Origin of the sequence: Enterococcus sp. AZ078, assembly GCF_051714985.1 — a bacterium.
In the GTDB taxonomy this organism is placed as follows: domain Bacteria; phylum Bacillota; class Bacilli; order Lactobacillales; family Enterococcaceae; genus Enterococcus_B; species Enterococcus_B hirae.
Window position 1 is genome coordinate 1,265,392 of the sequence record NZ_JBIOSW010000001.1, and the last position, 15,891, is coordinate 1,281,282.

Sequence of the window (15,891 nt, forward strand, 5' to 3'; positions counted from 1 at the left end):
AAAAAGCAAAGTAGATGCTCTCGTGTCATACTTTGCTTTTTCTTTGCTTTTCGATCCCTTTTTTATAAGATAAAATAGGCAGTAGAAGAAAGAGGAATGGAGAAGAACATGTGGGAAGTCATAGATAAGAAACAAAGACCAATTTATCGACAAATTATGGATCAGGTGATGAAAAATATTGAAAATGGGAATTTAGATCCCAACGTACCCTTGCCCTCTGAAAGGAAATTGGCAGTTATTTTTCAAACAAATCGCACCACTGTGGTTCGAGCGTTGGATGAATTACGAGATCTTGGCGTTCTTATCAGTCGCCGAGGCAGTGGACGCTTTGTGAATCAAACCGAATGGGGGCGGTATTCTGTCCCGAGAGTGAATTGGCGCGAATTATTTTCTCAACGCTATGAACAAATCGATGATAGTTATGAAAAAATGATCGAAGTAGGAAAACTGAACCCTCATTTTCTCGATTTATTTTCGAGCGAGATGCCTACAGACTTATTACCAAACGTTCAATTTCCAGCATACTCGATGAATGAGATTATTGAAAAAGAGCAACAAATCACCTGTCTAGGTTATCTTCCATTAGTAGCAAAAATAAAAAAATACTTGATCGAAAAATTTTATTTTGATTTTACTAAAACGCAATTATTAGTTACGAGTGGGGGTCAACAGGCTATTTTTCTAATTTTACAGACGATTTTATCTAGTGGTGATGCTATTGCGGTAGAAGCGCCTTCGTTTTTTTATCGTTTGTCCTTATTTAAAGCGACAGGGATTCGTCTATTTGGTGTACCCATGGATAGCGAAGGTATTGAGCTGGATAAGCTAGAAGTGTTGATCAAGAAAAATAAATTGAAAGCTGTCTTAGTCAATCCAAACTTTCAAAATCCAACAGGGAAAGTGATGTCCCAAAAACGTCGCGAAGCATTAGTGACCCTTTGTCGCAACTATCAATTACCGATCATTGAAGACGACGTTTTTAGTGACTTATCCTTTCATGATAGTGAAAAGCATAAACCAACTGCGATCCATTCAATTGATCCGGAAAATGTCTTATATGTCGGTTCATTATCTAGGGTATTAGGACAAACGACCAAGATAGGTTGGATCGTTGGGCTGCGTTCCTTTATCGACCGCTTAGCGAAAGCTCAGGAAATGATGGAATTTTCGATGAGCATCTTTCCCCAAAATGTGGCGATGACTGTATTTGAAGAAAGTTATAGCACAAAGATCGCCATTGTGAGGGAAGAATTATACAAAAGAAGTTTGACACTGGTTGAATGGGAAAAAACGCAAAACTTTTTTGAAGTCTGGCCCATTTATGGTGGGTACTATGCGTGGATTACGTGGAAAGGGCAGCAATTGACAAGAGATATTGCGGAAGAATTGATCCGCTCAGGGTTAGGCATTGCACCAAGTTTTTTGTTTGGAGAAGAGACCAACGGGTTGCGTATCAATTTTAGTCGTTTAACTGAAGAAAGGCTGCCATTTTTTCAAGCGGAAATGGCAAAATTAGCAAAACGTTTATCCGTTTAATTCATGATCAAAAGAACAGGTTCATGTGCAACAGTTAAGGAGATTCCTTGCTGTTGCTTTTTAATTGAAAAAAATACACATATAGTAGAAAATTAAAAGAGGGATGATTGTAAAGAAAATCACTAATTAATAAAAAATTTTTTCTGTTTGTTGGAATAAGGTATAACAATGTGCGGATTCAATGATAACAGTAGAGAGGAGTAGATAGAAAACAAGGACTAATTTTGTACAAAAGATGTAAACCGCTTTCTTGATTGTGATGTTGTTCACTATTTGCGTGGTTAAGCGGATTATTACAAATTTTTAAAAACGTGAATTTTTTTGCTTTTAGCTTGTATTTCTTAATGATCCATGATAATTTATAAAAGAAGACGGTTGGATATTGATACAGTTTATATATCTGTTTCAATCGCAGAAAGATGAGATTTTCTTATATGATGAGAGAGGAATGTGTACAAATGGCAAAAAAGAAATTACCACTAGACTTTAATGCGTTATTAGATGAAGTCAATTCAGATTTTCCAGTATACCAAGCGCTTGACCAAAATGGTAAAGTAGTAAACCCTGATCTTGTTCCTGATTTATCAGATGAACAATTAGTAGAATTAATGACTAGCATGGTTTGGTCTCGTGTATTAGACCAACGCTCAACAGCTTTAAACCGTCAAGGACGTCTAGGATTCTTTGCACCAACAGCTGGTCAAGAAGCTAGCCAACTTGCAAGTGCATTTGCTTTTGAAAAAGAAGACGTCTTACTTCCTGGTTACCGTGATGTTCCCCAATTAGTAAAACATGGATTGCCTTTAGCACAAGCTTTCTTATGGTCACGAGGACATGCGGCAGGGAATTTTTATCCAGAAGAATTGAAAGCTCTACCACCACAAATCATTATTGGTGCGCAGTACATCCAAGCAGCTGGTGTGGCTTTAGGTTTGAAAAAACGAAACAAAAAAAATGTGGTCTTCACTTATACAGGTGACGGCGGCTCTTCTCAAGGTGATTTTTATGAAGCAATCAACTTTGCTGGAGCTTATCATGCAAATGCTGTATTTTATATCCAAAACAATGGCTTTGCGATCTCAACACCTCGTGAAAAACAAACAGCTGCTAAAACATTAGCTCAAAAAGCTGTGGCAGCCGGGATTCCAGGGATCCAAGTAGATGGTATGGATCCATTAGCAGTTTATACAGTATCTAAAATGGCACGTGATTGGGCAATCAACGGGAATGGTCCAGTCTTGATTGAGACATTGACTTACCGTTATGGTCCGCATACTTTATCAGGAGATGACCCAACTCGTTACCGTTCAAAAGAAACAGATGACGAATGGCAGAAAAAAGATCCATTGATCCGTTTCCGTAACTACCTAACAGAAAAAGGTCTATGGTCAGAAGAAAAAGAAGAACAAGTAATTGAACAAACAAAAGAGGAAATCAAAGCAGCGATTGCTGAAGCAGATAAGATTCCAAAACAAAAAGTTTCTGATTTCTTAAAAAATATGTTTGAAGTGGCACCACAATCAATTAAAGAACAAATTGCAATCTATGAAGCGAAGGAGTCGAAATAATCATGGCACAAAAAACAATGATTCAAGCAATCACAGATGCCCTAGCACTTGAACTTGAAAATGATGAGAACGTAATCGTTTTTGGTGAAGATGTTGGGAAAAACGGTGGAGTTTTCCGTGCAACGGAAGGATTGCAAGAAAAATTTGGCGAAGAACGCGTTTTCGATACCCCATTAGCTGAATCAGGGATTGCTGGTATGAGTTTTGGGTTAGCTTTAGAAGGTTTTCGTCCAGTACCTGAAATTCAGTTCTTTGGATTTATTTTTGAAGCCATGGATGAAGTAGTTGCACAAATGGCACGTACAAGATATCGAATGGGTGGGACTAGAAATCTACCGATCACGATTCGTTCACCATTTGGTGGTGGGGTTCACACACCAGAACTTCATTCAGATAACTTAGAAGGATTGATTGCTCAATCTCCAGGAATTCGCGTAGTCATTCCATCAAATCCTTATGATGCAAAAGGATTATTGATCTCTTCTATCCGCAGCAATGACCCAGTTGTATTTTTGGAACATATGAAACTTTATCGTTCATTCCGTGAAGAAGTTCCAGATGAAGCTTATGAAGTACCATTGGACAAAGCGGCAATTACTCGTGAAGGAACAGACGTTTCAATCATTACCTATGGCGCAATGGTTCGTGAAGCGATCAAAGCAGCTGACAATCTTGCGAAAGAGGATATTTCAGTAGAAGTCGTTGACCTAAGAACAGTCGCACCGCTAGATATTGACACAATCATTCAATCAGTTGAGAAAACTGGTCGTGTGGTAGTCGTTCAAGAAGCGCAACGACAAGCAGGTGTAAGTGCCCAAGTGATTGCTGAAATCTCAGAACGTGCGATCCTTTCATTAGAAGCACCAATTGGACGTGTAGCAGCACCAGATACTGTTTTTCCATTTGGACAAGCTGAAAACATCTGGTTACCAAATGCGGCTGATATTGAAGCAAAAGTCAAAGAAATTGCAGAATTCTAAGAAATAAGAAGGGACGTAAGTAAATCATGGCATACCAATTTAAATTACCTGACATTGGTGAAGGAATCGCAGAAGGCGAAATCGTCAAATGGTTTGTCAAGCCAGGCGATACCATCAATGAGGATGATACGTTATTAGAAGTTCAAAATGATAAATCAGTAGAAGAAATTCCATCCCCAGTTACTGGGACAGTGAAAAACGTCATCGTACCTGAAGGAACAGTCGCGAATGTTGGCGATGTACTGGTAGAAATCGATGCACCAGGACATGAAGACAATGAAACAAGTGGCGATGCTGGAGTAGCAGCGAAAGAGCAAACACCTGAACATCCAGCTGCTGAACCAACTGAAGCTAGTGCCGATGGTGGGGTCTTTGAATTTAAATTACCCGATATTGGTGAAGGAATCGCAGAAGGTGAAATCGTTAAATGGTTTGTGAAACCAGGCGATACCATCAATGAAGATAACACATTGTTAGAAGTACAAAACGATAAATCGGTAGAAGAAATCCCGTCACCAGTGACTGGTACGGTTAAAAACATCTTGGTATCAGAAGGAACAGTTGCAACTGTTGGTGATGTATTAGTAGAAATCGATGCACCAGGACATAATAGTGCGCCTTCTACTACATCAGAAAAAACAGCTGAATCAACTGATGCTAAAGTAGAAACTTCTGGTTCAGCATCAGTAGCTGATGCAGCTGATCCTAACAAACGTGTTTTGGCTATGCCATCAGTTCGACAATTTGCTCGTGAAAAAGACGTGGATATCACACAAGTCACTGCAACTGGTAAAGGTGGACGTGTGACAAAAGAAGATATTGAAAGCTATCTATCAGGTGGGCATGCGAGTCAAACAGCATCAGCTGAACCAGCTGCACCTACGACAGAAAAAGCGGTTGAAGCGAAAGCTAAAAGCAAGCCAGCAGCACCAGCAAAAGCGTTCAAATCTAATTTAGGTGAATTGGAAGAACGTGTAGCAATGACACCGACACGTAAAGCGATTGCTAAAGCAATGGTTAATAGCAAGCAAACAGCGCCACATGTTACTTTACATGACGAAGTAGAGGTTTCTAAACTTTGGGATAATCGTAAGAGATTTAAAGAAGTGGCAGCTGCGAATGGGACAAAATTGACTTTCTTGCCATACGTGGTAAAAGCATTAACTGCTACTGTGAAGAAATTCCCTATTTTGAATGCGTCAATTGATGATGCGAACCAAGAAATCGTTTATAAAAATTACTATAACATCGGAATCGCAACTGATACAGATCATGGCTTGTATGTACCAAATGTAAAAGATGCAGACCGTAAAGGGATGTTTGCGATTGCGGATGAAATCAATGAAAAAGCAAAACTAGCTCATGAAGGTAAATTAGCAGCTGAAGATATGCGAAATGGCACTATTACGATCAGTAATATTGGTTCTGTAGGTGGTGGCTGGTTTACACCAGTAATCAACTACCCTGAAGTAGCAATTTTAGGTGTGGGAACAATTGCACAACAACCGATCGTTAATGGTGAAGGTGAAATCGTTGTTGGACGAGTGATGAAACTTTCCTTAAGCTTTGATCACCGTATCGTAGACGGAGCAACAGCGCAACAAGCAATGAACAATATCAAACGACTTTTAGCTGATCCTGAGTTATTGATGATGGAAGGATGATAAACAAATGGTAGTTGGAGATTTTGCTGTAGAATTAGACACAGTTGTAATCGGTGCGGGACCTGGTGGCTATGTTGCTGCCATCCGTGCTGCTGAAATGGGACAAAAAGTGGCAATTATTGAAAGAGAATACATCGGTGGTGTTTGTTTAAACGTTGGTTGTATTCCTTCAAAAGCGCTGATTGCTGCAGGACATCATTATCAAGAATCTCTTGATTCAACTTTATTCGGTGTCACAAGTGAAAATGTCACACTTGATTTTGCAAAAACACAAGACTGGAAAGAAAATAAAGTAGTGAAAACACTGACTTCTGGTGTTGGCTTCTTATTGAAAAAACACAAGGTAGAAACAATCGAAGGCGAAGCATTCTTCGTTGATGATCATACATTGCGTGTGATCCATCCCGATTCTGCTCAAACGTATTCTTTCAATAACGCAATCATTGCTACTGGTTCCCGTCCGATCGAAATCCCAGGCTTCAAGTTTGGCGGACGTGTACTTGACTCAACAGGCGGCTTAGCTTTAAAAGAAGTACCAAAAAAATTCGTCATCATTGGTGGCGGAGTTATTGGAGCAGAATTAGGTGGAGCCTATGCTAACTTAGGTGCTGAGGTAACGATTCTTGAAGGTTCTCCTCAAATTTTACCTACCTATGAAAAAGATATGGTGAAATTAGTGGAAGACGACTTCAAGAAAAAAGGTGTGACAATCGTAACCAATGCAATGGCGAAAGAAGCTGTTGATAATGGGGACAGTGTGACAGTCAAATATACTGTTGACGGTAAAGAAGAAACAGTGACAGCAGATTATGTTATGGTAACAGTTGGCCGTCGTCCAAATACTGACGATATGGGATTAGAACAAGCGGGTGTCGAAGTCGGTGAACGTGGATTGATTCCAGTGGATCAACAAGGGCGTACGAACGTGCCAAACATTTTTGCAATTGGGGATATCGTACCAGGTGCTGCTTTAGCGCATAAAGCAAGTTATGAAGCAAAAATTGCTGCAGAAGCTATCTCAGGTAAGAAAGTAGCAGTTGACTATAAAGCAATGCCTGCGGTTGCCTTTACAGATCCAGAATTAGCTTCTGTTGGGATGACGATCAAAGAAGCAAAAGAAGCTGGTATTGAAGCTACTGCATATAAATTTCCGTTTTCAGGAAATGGACGGGCGTTATCGCTTGCAAAAACAGAAGGTTTTATCCGTTTAGTGACGACCAATGAAGACAATGTCATCATTGGAGCGCAAATCGGTGGTGTAGGTGCTAGTGATATGGTTTCTGAGCTTGCTTTAGCCATTGAATCAGGAATGAATGCCGAAGATATTGCGTTAACGATCCATCCACATCCATCGCTAGGTGAAATTACGATGGATGCTGCTGAACTCGCTTTAGGTTTACCAATCCATATTTAATTTAGCAATTGGGATATTTTATCCGAACTGTTTCAAAAAAAGTATGGATGCTGGCGATAGTTGCCAGGTTAAAAACATCTTTTTGACAAATTGAATTGATACATGATCGATGAAACATCAAAGTTAGCAAAAACTGCTAGCTTTGATGTTTTTTTGTGGTCTTTTCAAAACCTCTTTTTCTGAAAAAAGAAAAAAGAAAGTCAAGCTTTTTGAAAGAGGGTGTTAGAATAAATGTGGTAAAAGCAATCAGGTCAGCATATTTCTATATCAATGATTTAACTAGCGGAACTAGTTGTTTACTAATTAATTTTTAATCACTTTAAAGGAGATTGACTTTGTGAGAAAAGAAACGATTAAAACACTTCAAGGAGACTGTCATGAGAATGAAAAGAATAATGAAATTGGCGGTCCTAACAATTCAATTAAAAAGAGAAATGAAAGGATTATAGAAGCATACAAAACAGAAAATACATTGATAGCAGGACTTGCTGAGCGATTTGGAGTATCAAAGAGAACCATTGGAAATGTAACACATAGTCTAAAAGAGCAAAATCTGCAACAGCAAAGCTTAACGAATGAGACAACTAAAGAAAAGGAAGAGAGCAATAATCAAAATATCGAAGCATATTTAGCAGGAGAGTTGTGGGTAAGTAAACTTGTTAATAGATTTAACGGATCAGCGAGAACCATTTTGATGAAAATAAAGAAAGTAAGAGAACAGAAGGAAGAGATGCAATATAAAACATCGTCAGAAAATGAAATTTTACAGTTAGATAGAAATAGTTTTGAGCAAAGGGAAGAGTTAGTGAAGCAACAAGAGCTGATTTCAGAAGTTCCTCTAAAAGATGAGCTGGAACAGGTACATCCTGCTCAGCCAAGGCCTTTAGAGGACAAAGTCATTTTATTAAGAAAACAAAAAAGTGTTGATCATGACAGCCAGTCAAAAAAATACAATCACAATGATAGTTCAAGTAGAAAAAGAAAGATGCAAGAAAATAAGGACCCAGAAAAGTTTTCACTATCGGCGTTCCCAATTGATAAAAATAGTTTGAAAACATCGAGTGTGAAACCTAAGAAGCCAAAGAAATCTCATGTACTTCATGAAGTAGAAGAATATTCACCCAAACTATCACAAATAAGCAAACAAATACATACAACAGAGAATGAGCATTTAATTGATGAGAACCAACAGGATAAACTTCAAGGGATCGGTCCTCAACAAAATAAAAACTTTTCTTCATCACTTCCTTTACCAAATAAATTGGAGGAAGCAACAAGTAGTGAGAATCATATCTTCAATAGCAAACAAGTGCAAGTAACTGGAAGTCATCTAAGAGAAAATCAAGAGGAACATCCAATTTTATCAGAGACAGAAGGTGAATTTGGAAATAGCTTGTTCGATAGTTTATCTGATTTTGACTATTCAAATGAGTCCAATGAAGAACGTTCGTTTTTTCAAAAGCCAGCAAATTTATCCGATGAATTGTCAAATCATAATCTCACGACAGAAGAAATAGTGGAAGCATTAATGGAATTTGACGAGACGTTAGACTCAGGAAAAAATCTAGTGGACTATGTGAACGGATCGAATGAACTTCCAAAACAATCTAATAATGATTTATTCGAAGATTCATCAAATGATAGTCTCACGACAGAAGAAATAGTGGAAGCGTTAATGGAAATTGATGAGACGTTAGACTCAGCAAAAAATCTAGTGGACTATGTGAACGGATCGAATGAACTTCCAAAACAATCTAATAATGATTTATTCGAAGATTTATCAAATGATAGTCTCACGACAGAAGAAATAGTGGAAGCGTTAATGGAAATTGACGAGACGTTAGACTCAGCAAAAAATCTAGTGGACTATGTGAACGGATCGAATGAACTTCCAAAACAATCTAATAATGATTTATTCGAAGATTTATCAAATGATAGTCTCACGACAGAAGAAATAGTGGAAGCGTTAATGGAAATTGACGAGACGTTAGACTCAGGAAAAAATCTAGTGGACTATGTGAACGGATCGAATGAACTCCCAAAACAATCTAATAACGATTTATTCGATGATTCATCAAATGATAGTCTCACGACAGAAGAAATAGTGGAAGCGTTAATGGAAATTGATGAGACGTTAGACTCAGGAAAAAATCTAGTGGACTATGTGAACGGATCGAATGAACTCCCAAAACAATCTAATAATGATTTATTCGAAGATTCATCAAATGATAATCTCATGACAGAAGAAATAGTGGAAGCGTTAGTGGAAGTTGATGAGACGTTAGACTCAGCAAAAAATCTAGTGGACTATGTGAACGGATCGAATGAACTTGCAAAACAATCTAATAATGATTTATTCGAAGATTTATCAAATGATAGTCTCACGACAGACGAAATAGTGGAAGCGTTAATGGAAATTGATGAGACGTTAGACCCAGCAAAAAATCTAGTGGATTATGTGAACGGATCGAATGAACTTCCAAAACAATCTAATAATGATTTATTCGATGATTCATCAAATGATAATCTCATGACAGAAGAAATAACGGAAATATTAATGAGATTTGATGAGACATTAAACTCAGGAAAAAAACCAATGAAGTATGTAACGGAATTAAGTGAACGTCAAGAATCGAACAAATTATTCGATGAATCGTCAAATAGTCAACAGGTAGAATATCCTATAATGGAACAAACAATGGCAGGAAAAGCAGTTAATCAGCCTGGTTCGGAAAATAATCAAGTAAACTTTATAGAGGATAAGAATCAGGAATATCTGATTGATGAAGAAAAACATCCCCAGAATCCGCATAACATACATAATGATAGGGGCACAGGTGAGTTTATACAAAAGAAACAGGATAAGAGTATAAAAAATTCAGAAAACACCCCAGTGAATCAGAATCAGGAAACGGCGCTTGATGAAGAAAGACATCCAAAAAGAGCTGCTGCTCATTTATCTGAGAATCTACATAGTATACAAAACTTAGAAAGTAACCTAGGGCATCAAACAACCAAACAAACCGATAAGCAGACTATTCCTCAAACGGGGTATATTCTTGATCCTGTTCTTCCACAAAATGTCACTAAGAATAATTATTTAGAATATATTCAACTATATCAATCTATTCAGTCGACCATCAAAATAGAGACATTTTGTGACATAATGGAATTGTCACAAGATACATTTCAAGAGTTGCTTAAAGAAGCTGTTCCAGCTGAGTCAACTAATAGTGAATTAGGATATATAGAGAATAAAAGGGAAATTATACCGAGAGAATATAAATTAGAAAAGATCAATTTATATCTCAATTCTCAACATTCTTACGAATCTAAACGGCAGTTTTGTGATAAGAACAATTTAGACTATAGTTCCTTTAGTTCTTGGATAAAGGAACATAAAAAGGGGAATTTAACTCGTAAATCAATCTCTACTATCGAAGAATTGATCAGTAGGGAACGAAATGGGAGAAATCTGGATTGTACCGCTAAGGTTAAGGAAGCCTGTGTACTTTTATGGAGAGGTTGCTCAATGACTAAGACTGAATTAAGTAACAAATTGAACATCAATGATATGGTTGTAAGAACTTGGGAAGATAGGTACAACCGGGCACATGGAAATGAGCAGAAGAAAATAATAACAACTCTCTCAGAATTAGAAAATAGGGATTTAAAGTTCAGGTATTTGAGTTGTACGGAGAAAGTCAAAAAAGAATGTATTCTTTTATTAAATGATACAAAAAATACCAAGGGACGAATATGTCAAAAGTATCATTTGAACGTTAAAACATTTTATAATTGGTACAATAAATATAAACCACTACTTAATGGTGCAGAAAAAGATTCAAAAGAACGCCAAACTTTTTCAACCAATGTCGGGAATGCTAAAATTACAGCAGCAGACAATAATGCGAGGTTAGCCAATGAGCAAAATAAGAGTCCAAATTTATTCTTGGGTAATCAAAAGATCCAATAAAATTCTAATAAGTTAATTATAGGTAAAGTGGAATGAACGTTAAATATAATTGAAATAAATTAAACAATTACTTTGAAAAAAAACAATAGTTGGATCTTGATCGAACATTTTTTTCTAAAAAGGAGAAAGAATAAACTATTTGCTAGAAAATTTGATATTAAAATAGATAAATAATTAGAAAAGGAAATTACTATGGAAAATGAATGGACGGAACAACGATACATAACAAAGAATGTAATAGGTTCCAATGGAAATGGGCAACAGTCATATGGTGAGCTAGGACAAGATAATCATCTGGTTAATGAGTCCAGTCCGGAGGAGGAGCTAGTAAGTCACATAATCAACCAAGGTCCTCCAACTATTCAAGAATTAGAAGCGGCGTATACTCTTTTTTCTAATCTTGAACCAAAGGAGCAAAGGATAGGGCAAATAGAGGAACAAGGAATAAAAGATGTCAATATGTTTGATTCAGGAAATAAGCGAGTGCACCCTAGATCAGACGAAAACGTGGGATATCCAAAAAGGCTAAAAGGCGCAAATAACCATTTATTTAATGAGCGAGACACCATAAATGATTCACAATTCCCACCTCAAACGACAAGAGAATCGGTCAATAAGCCCAGTCCAGAAGAAGACCTAGTACGCTACGTGTTCGAACTGGGTCCTCTGACTCGTCAAGAATTAGAATTAGCCGATACTCTTTTTTCTAATCATGAAACAAAAGAGCAAAGGATAGCCGAGGAGAGGAAAGGACAAACAGAGGGACAAGAAATAGAAACTGGAAATATGTTTGATCTGGAAAATAATCGAATGAACTCTGTAGTGGGCCAAAATTCGGAATCTTCGATTGATGAAGAAAAACATCTCCAGAATCCGCATAGCGTACATAATGATAGGGACACAAGTGACTTTACACAAAAGAACATACAAGACAAGAGTACGAAAAATTCAGAAAGCACCCCAGTGAATCAGAATCAGGAAACGGTGCTTGACAAAGAAAGACATCCAAAAAGAGCTACTGCTCATTTATCTGAGGGTCTACATAGTATACAGCACTTAGAAAGTCAAACAACCAAACAAACCGATAAGCAGCTTAATCCTCAAACGAGGCACTCTCTTGACCTAGTTCTTCCACAAAAAGCCAATCAATCAGACACTAAGAATGATTATTTAGAATATATCCAACTGTATCAATCCATTCAGTCGACCATCAAAATAGAGACATTTTGTGACATAATGGAATTGTCAGAAGATATATTTCAAGGGTTGCTTAAAGAAGCTGTTCCAGATGAGTCAACCAATAGTGAAATAAGATATCCAAGGGATAAAAGAATAGTTTTCCCGAAAGAATACAAATTGGAAAATGTTAAATTATATCTTAATTCTAAACATTCTTACCATTCTATCACTTATTTTTGTTATAAGAAAAATTTACCCTATATGCCCTTTCTAAATTGGCTCAAAGAGTATACAGAGGGGAAATTAACTCGTGAATCAATATCGACTATCGAAGAATTAATAAGTAGCAAACAAACTGATGGGTATCTGGATTGTACTGATAAAGTGAAGGAGACCTGTGTACTTTTAAGGAGAGGTTGCTCAAAGACTAAGACTGAATTATGTGACAAATTGAACATCACTGATGGGGTTTTAAGAGCTTGGATGGATAAATACAATCAAGCACATAGAAATCAGCAGAAGAATATAATAACGACTCTTACAGAATTAAAAGAAAGGAAGCTAAATTCAGGAAAGCTGTGTTGTACGAATGAAGTTAAAATAAAATTAGTTCTTTTATATAAGAATTGAGAAATGTCCGTGAAGCAATTATGTAAGATTTATCATTTGAATCCGAAAACGGTTTATAACTGGATCAAGAACTATGACCGATTACTCCAAAATTCAGAAAGAACATCCCAAGAACGCCAAACTTTTTCAACCAATGTCGGGAATGCTAAAATTACAGCAGCAGAAAATAATGCGAGGTTAATCCATGAGCAAAATAAGAGTCCAAATTTAGTCTTGGGTAATCAAAGGATTCAATAAAATTCTAGCCAGTTAATCACAAGTAAAATTGGAATGAACATTAGATACAATGAAAATAAACCGACAAATTATGTTGACCAAGTCCAATGGATTAATCTTGGTCGAACATTTTTTTCTCAAAAGAAGAAAAAGTAAACTATTTGTTAGAACATTCGATGTTAAAATAGATAAATAATAAATGAATAAAAAAGGAAATGATTATGGAAAAGAAGTCAAATTCCTTAGATTGCATTATATGAACGTTTATAAGTCCCTGATAGTATTTTTAGCGGCTGGACAAAAGCTATAGTTAAGTTGTTATTAAACAGAAACTCACAAAAACGGTAAACTTGTTTTATAAATATTGAATACAACAAAGATTTAGCAGCAAAAATAATAATTGAAGCTCTATTAGCAACGTGACTGACTTAAATTTATTTGCTGAAAAAAATATATAAAATGAATCAAGTCAGATACGTTAGAAAGAAAGGTCGGGAATGATGAGTAAAAGAGAAGAAGGGGTTTATGTTGACCCTCATACAAAAGATGTCAGGTGCCATTCTCAATGGGACGATATTAGAAAAATCATCAACAAGAATCAAATGAACTATTTCAATCATCTATCAAAACTCTTTGAAAAAAAGCCGTTAATTTATTTTGAAATTGAAAAAAAAATGATGGATAAACAGAATATTAAAGGTATCTCTTTATTGGTTTTGTTAAAAAGGGAAGGAAAAGGTCTGGCATCCAGCGAATTATTTTATCCACCATTAAAAAATATTCGAGAGATTATGATAAAAGGATTAATGAAGGAATGTAGACAACAGGCATTCATTCAATTGAATGAAAAATACCAACAAAATGGGCATAGAATTGTTGAAATTACAGACCCATACTTTATATCATCTGACAATAAAGAAGAAAAACGTGATCTAGTGGGGATAAGAGAACATCTGAAGAAGGAGTTCGCAAAATATCCTAAAGAAGAACAAAGTGTAAAAATAGAGGAGAATCGAGATAATCGCTTTTAGCTCTTTGTCCAGCCGGATAAGGTTAGTTAATACATATCAAAATTAGGCTTTTTACAACTAATGTTGGTAAAGAGAAATCTTAGAATAATTAGGACAGAAAGAAGAAAAATTCCTTTTTGTTCTTTTTATTAGCTATAGATTGTTAGGTCTAGAGTATTTAAGGTATCTTTGATAAGTTGAGTATAAGACAGCTTGAATCCTTTTTTGACTTGGTCAGTCAAATTCATTCTAAATGGTTTCGAGGTGTCTTTTCTTATTTTTACCTTTTTTTCTGAAAAATAAAAAAGCAATTGGATCGACACATTTCGATATCAATTATTTGATTGTTTAGCGGAAGTAGTTATTTACTAATTTAATGTTAAATTACTTTAAAGGAGAGTGACCCTATGAAAAATGAAACGATTGTAATCCCTCAAGAGAGCTATCATGTAGGTGATGAGAATGAGGAAATAAAAGGTTCGAATGATTTAAACGAGGCAAATGAAGATCATCGTTTGCTTCACCAAGACTCGGGCAATTTATTCAACCCTATATTAAAGGATAAACTTCCGATAGCTCAAACAGTGGAAGTGTCAGACAATACAGTTCACACAAAAAGAAAACAAATGTTTGATGAGCAGGAATCAGTTAATCTTCAAGGATGGGACGAATTATATAATCCGCTGTTAAATGGCAATTATACGATAGAGCAAGCAGTGAAAGTGTTAGGTGATATATATGAACCAAAAAGAATACGAATATCTGATGAGGCGAAATCAAATGAACATCAAGAACAATCTGATCCTCATAATCGAAATATAAGTGACTTTACAGAAAAGGAAATACAAGATAAGCGTACGAAAAGTTCCAAAAACATCCCAGTGGCTCAGGCAATCAAACAAATTGATAAGCAGCCTATTTCTCAAACGGCGCACTCTCTTGAGCTTGCTCTACCAAAAAAAGTCAATAAAGCATATCCTAAAGTGGATTACGTTCAACTATATCAATCCATTCAATCAGTTATCACAAGAGAGACATTTTGTGACATATTGGAATTATCAATTGATACATTTCAAAAGTTGCTTGAATATGAAGAGGTTGTCCCCGATCAGTCAGCCAATAGTGAATCAGAACATATAGATAAAAAAGAGAAGTTAACTCATAAAATAATATCGACTATCGAAGAGTTGAGGAGTAGGGAAAAAACTGAGGAGAATCTGAATTGTACTAATAAGGTTAAGGAAGCTTGTGTACTTTTATGGAGAAGTGAACGATTAATGCAGAAAGAATTGTGTGACAAATTGAACATTTCTGATGGGAATTTAAGAAGATGGAATTATAGATACGATCAGGCGCTTGGAAATAAAAACACAATAACAACTCTCGAAGATTTAAAAAATAGGGAGCTAGGGCCAGGGAATTTGTCTTGTCCAGCTGAAGTTAAAGCAGCGTGCGTTCGTTTACTTAAGAATAAAGAAATGACTAAAAAGCAAATATGTGAATATTATCGTTTGGTTCCGAAAACGTTGCATAATTGGACTAAAAATTATGAACTATTACTAAAAGAAATAGAAATGAAATCACAAGGACTTCAAACTTTTTCAACGAGTGTTGGAAATGCTAAAATTACGGCTACAGAAAGTAATATAAGGATAGAACATAAACAAGATACGAGTCCAAATTTAATTTTTGGCGGAAGGACGTAATAAAATTCTAAC

Annotated in this window: 10 protein-coding genes; all 10 read left to right on the plus strand. The window is 36.2% G+C overall.

The genetic code is table 11. The annotated features are described in order from the left end of the window. Positions 1-108: 108 nt before the first annotated feature. The 10 genes from IGJ18_RS05980 to IGJ18_RS06025 all read left to right on the plus strand — a co-directional run bounded on the left by IGJ18_RS05980 (position 109) and on the right by IGJ18_RS06025 (position 15,879). A complete protein-coding gene (locus tag IGJ18_RS05980; RefSeq protein WP_010719373.1) occupies positions 109-1,536 on the plus strand; it encodes a PLP-dependent aminotransferase family protein in 1,428 nt (475 codons plus the stop codon). Positions 1,537-1,994: 458 nt separating this feature from the next. Continuing rightward, positions 1,995-3,104, plus strand: a complete 1,110-nt coding sequence (gene pdhA, locus IGJ18_RS05985; RefSeq protein WP_010719372.1) for a pyruvate dehydrogenase (acetyl-transferring) E1 component subunit alpha — start codon at positions 1,995-1,997, stop codon at positions 3,102-3,104. A 2-nt stretch (positions 3,105-3,106) separates the two neighbouring features. Then, positions 3,107-4,084 carry an alpha-ketoacid dehydrogenase subunit beta gene (locus tag IGJ18_RS05990; protein WP_010737448.1) on the plus strand — a complete coding sequence of 326 codons (978 nt, stop codon included), beginning with the start codon at positions 3,107-3,109 and terminating at the stop codon, positions 4,082-4,084. Positions 4,085-4,110: 26 nt separating this feature from the next. Further along, a complete protein-coding gene (locus IGJ18_RS05995) occupies positions 4,111-5,748 on the plus strand; it encodes a dihydrolipoyllysine-residue acetyltransferase (protein WP_438843014.1) in 1,638 nt (545 codons plus the stop codon). A gap of 7 nt (positions 5,749-5,755) precedes the next feature. Then, on the plus strand, positions 5,756-7,162 hold the full coding sequence (gene lpdA, locus IGJ18_RS06000) for a dihydrolipoyl dehydrogenase (RefSeq protein WP_010719369.1): 1,407 nt from the start codon (positions 5,756-5,758) through the stop codon (positions 7,160-7,162). 337 nt (positions 7,163-7,499) lie between these two features. Then, positions 7,500-11,138, plus strand: coding sequence for a hypothetical protein (locus IGJ18_RS06005; RefSeq protein WP_438843015.1), 3,639 nt, complete (start codon positions 7,500-7,502; stop codon positions 11,136-11,138). Positions 11,139-11,330: 192 nt separating this feature from the next. Beyond that, complete coding sequence (locus tag IGJ18_RS06010; RefSeq protein WP_438843016.1) at positions 11,331-12,947, plus strand: hypothetical protein; 1,617 nt, start codon at positions 11,331-11,333, stop codon at positions 12,945-12,947. Positions 12,948-12,956: 9 nt separating this feature from the next. Further along, positions 12,957-13,184 (plus strand): helix-turn-helix domain-containing protein, encoded by a 228-nt coding sequence (locus IGJ18_RS06015; protein WP_438843017.1) that lies wholly within the window; start codon positions 12,957-12,959, stop codon positions 13,182-13,184. Positions 13,185-13,663: 479 nt separating this feature from the next. Further along, positions 13,664-14,194, plus strand: a complete 531-nt coding sequence (locus tag IGJ18_RS06020) for a hypothetical protein (protein WP_128427800.1) — start codon at positions 13,664-13,666, stop codon at positions 14,192-14,194. A 386-nt stretch (positions 14,195-14,580) separates the two neighbouring features. Continuing rightward, positions 14,581-15,879, plus strand: coding sequence for a hypothetical protein (locus tag IGJ18_RS06025; RefSeq protein ID WP_438843018.1), 1,299 nt, complete (start codon positions 14,581-14,583; stop codon positions 15,877-15,879). Positions 15,880-15,891: the final 12 nt, after the last annotated feature.

What these genes read in the sequence shown, in the direction of transcription:
- IGJ18_RS05980 (WP_010719373.1), top strand. Translation starts at nt 109, where the DNA reads ATGTGGGAAGTCATAGATAAGAAACAAAGACCAATTTATCGACAAATT.
- pdhA (WP_010719372.1), top strand. Translation starts at nt 1,995, where the DNA reads ATGGCAAAAAAGAAATTACCACTAGACTTTAATGCGTTATTAGATGAA.
- IGJ18_RS05990 (WP_010737448.1), top strand. Translation starts at nt 3,107, where the DNA reads ATGGCACAAAAAACAATGATTCAAGCAATCACAGATGCCCTAGCACTT.
- IGJ18_RS05995 (WP_438843014.1), top strand. Translation starts at nt 4,111, where the DNA reads ATGGCATACCAATTTAAATTACCTGACATTGGTGAAGGAATCGCAGAA.
- lpdA (WP_010719369.1), top strand. Translation starts at nt 5,756, where the DNA reads ATGGTAGTTGGAGATTTTGCTGTAGAATTAGACACAGTTGTAATCGGT.
- IGJ18_RS06010 (WP_438843016.1), top strand. Translation starts at nt 11,331, where the DNA reads ATGGAAAATGAATGGACGGAACAACGATACATAACAAAGAATGTAATA.
- IGJ18_RS06020 (WP_128427800.1), top strand. Translation starts at nt 13,664, where the DNA reads ATGAGTAAAAGAGAAGAAGGGGTTTATGTTGACCCTCATACAAAAGAT.
- IGJ18_RS06025 (WP_438843018.1), top strand. Translation starts at nt 14,581, where the DNA reads ATGAAAAATGAAACGATTGTAATCCCTCAAGAGAGCTATCATGTAGGT.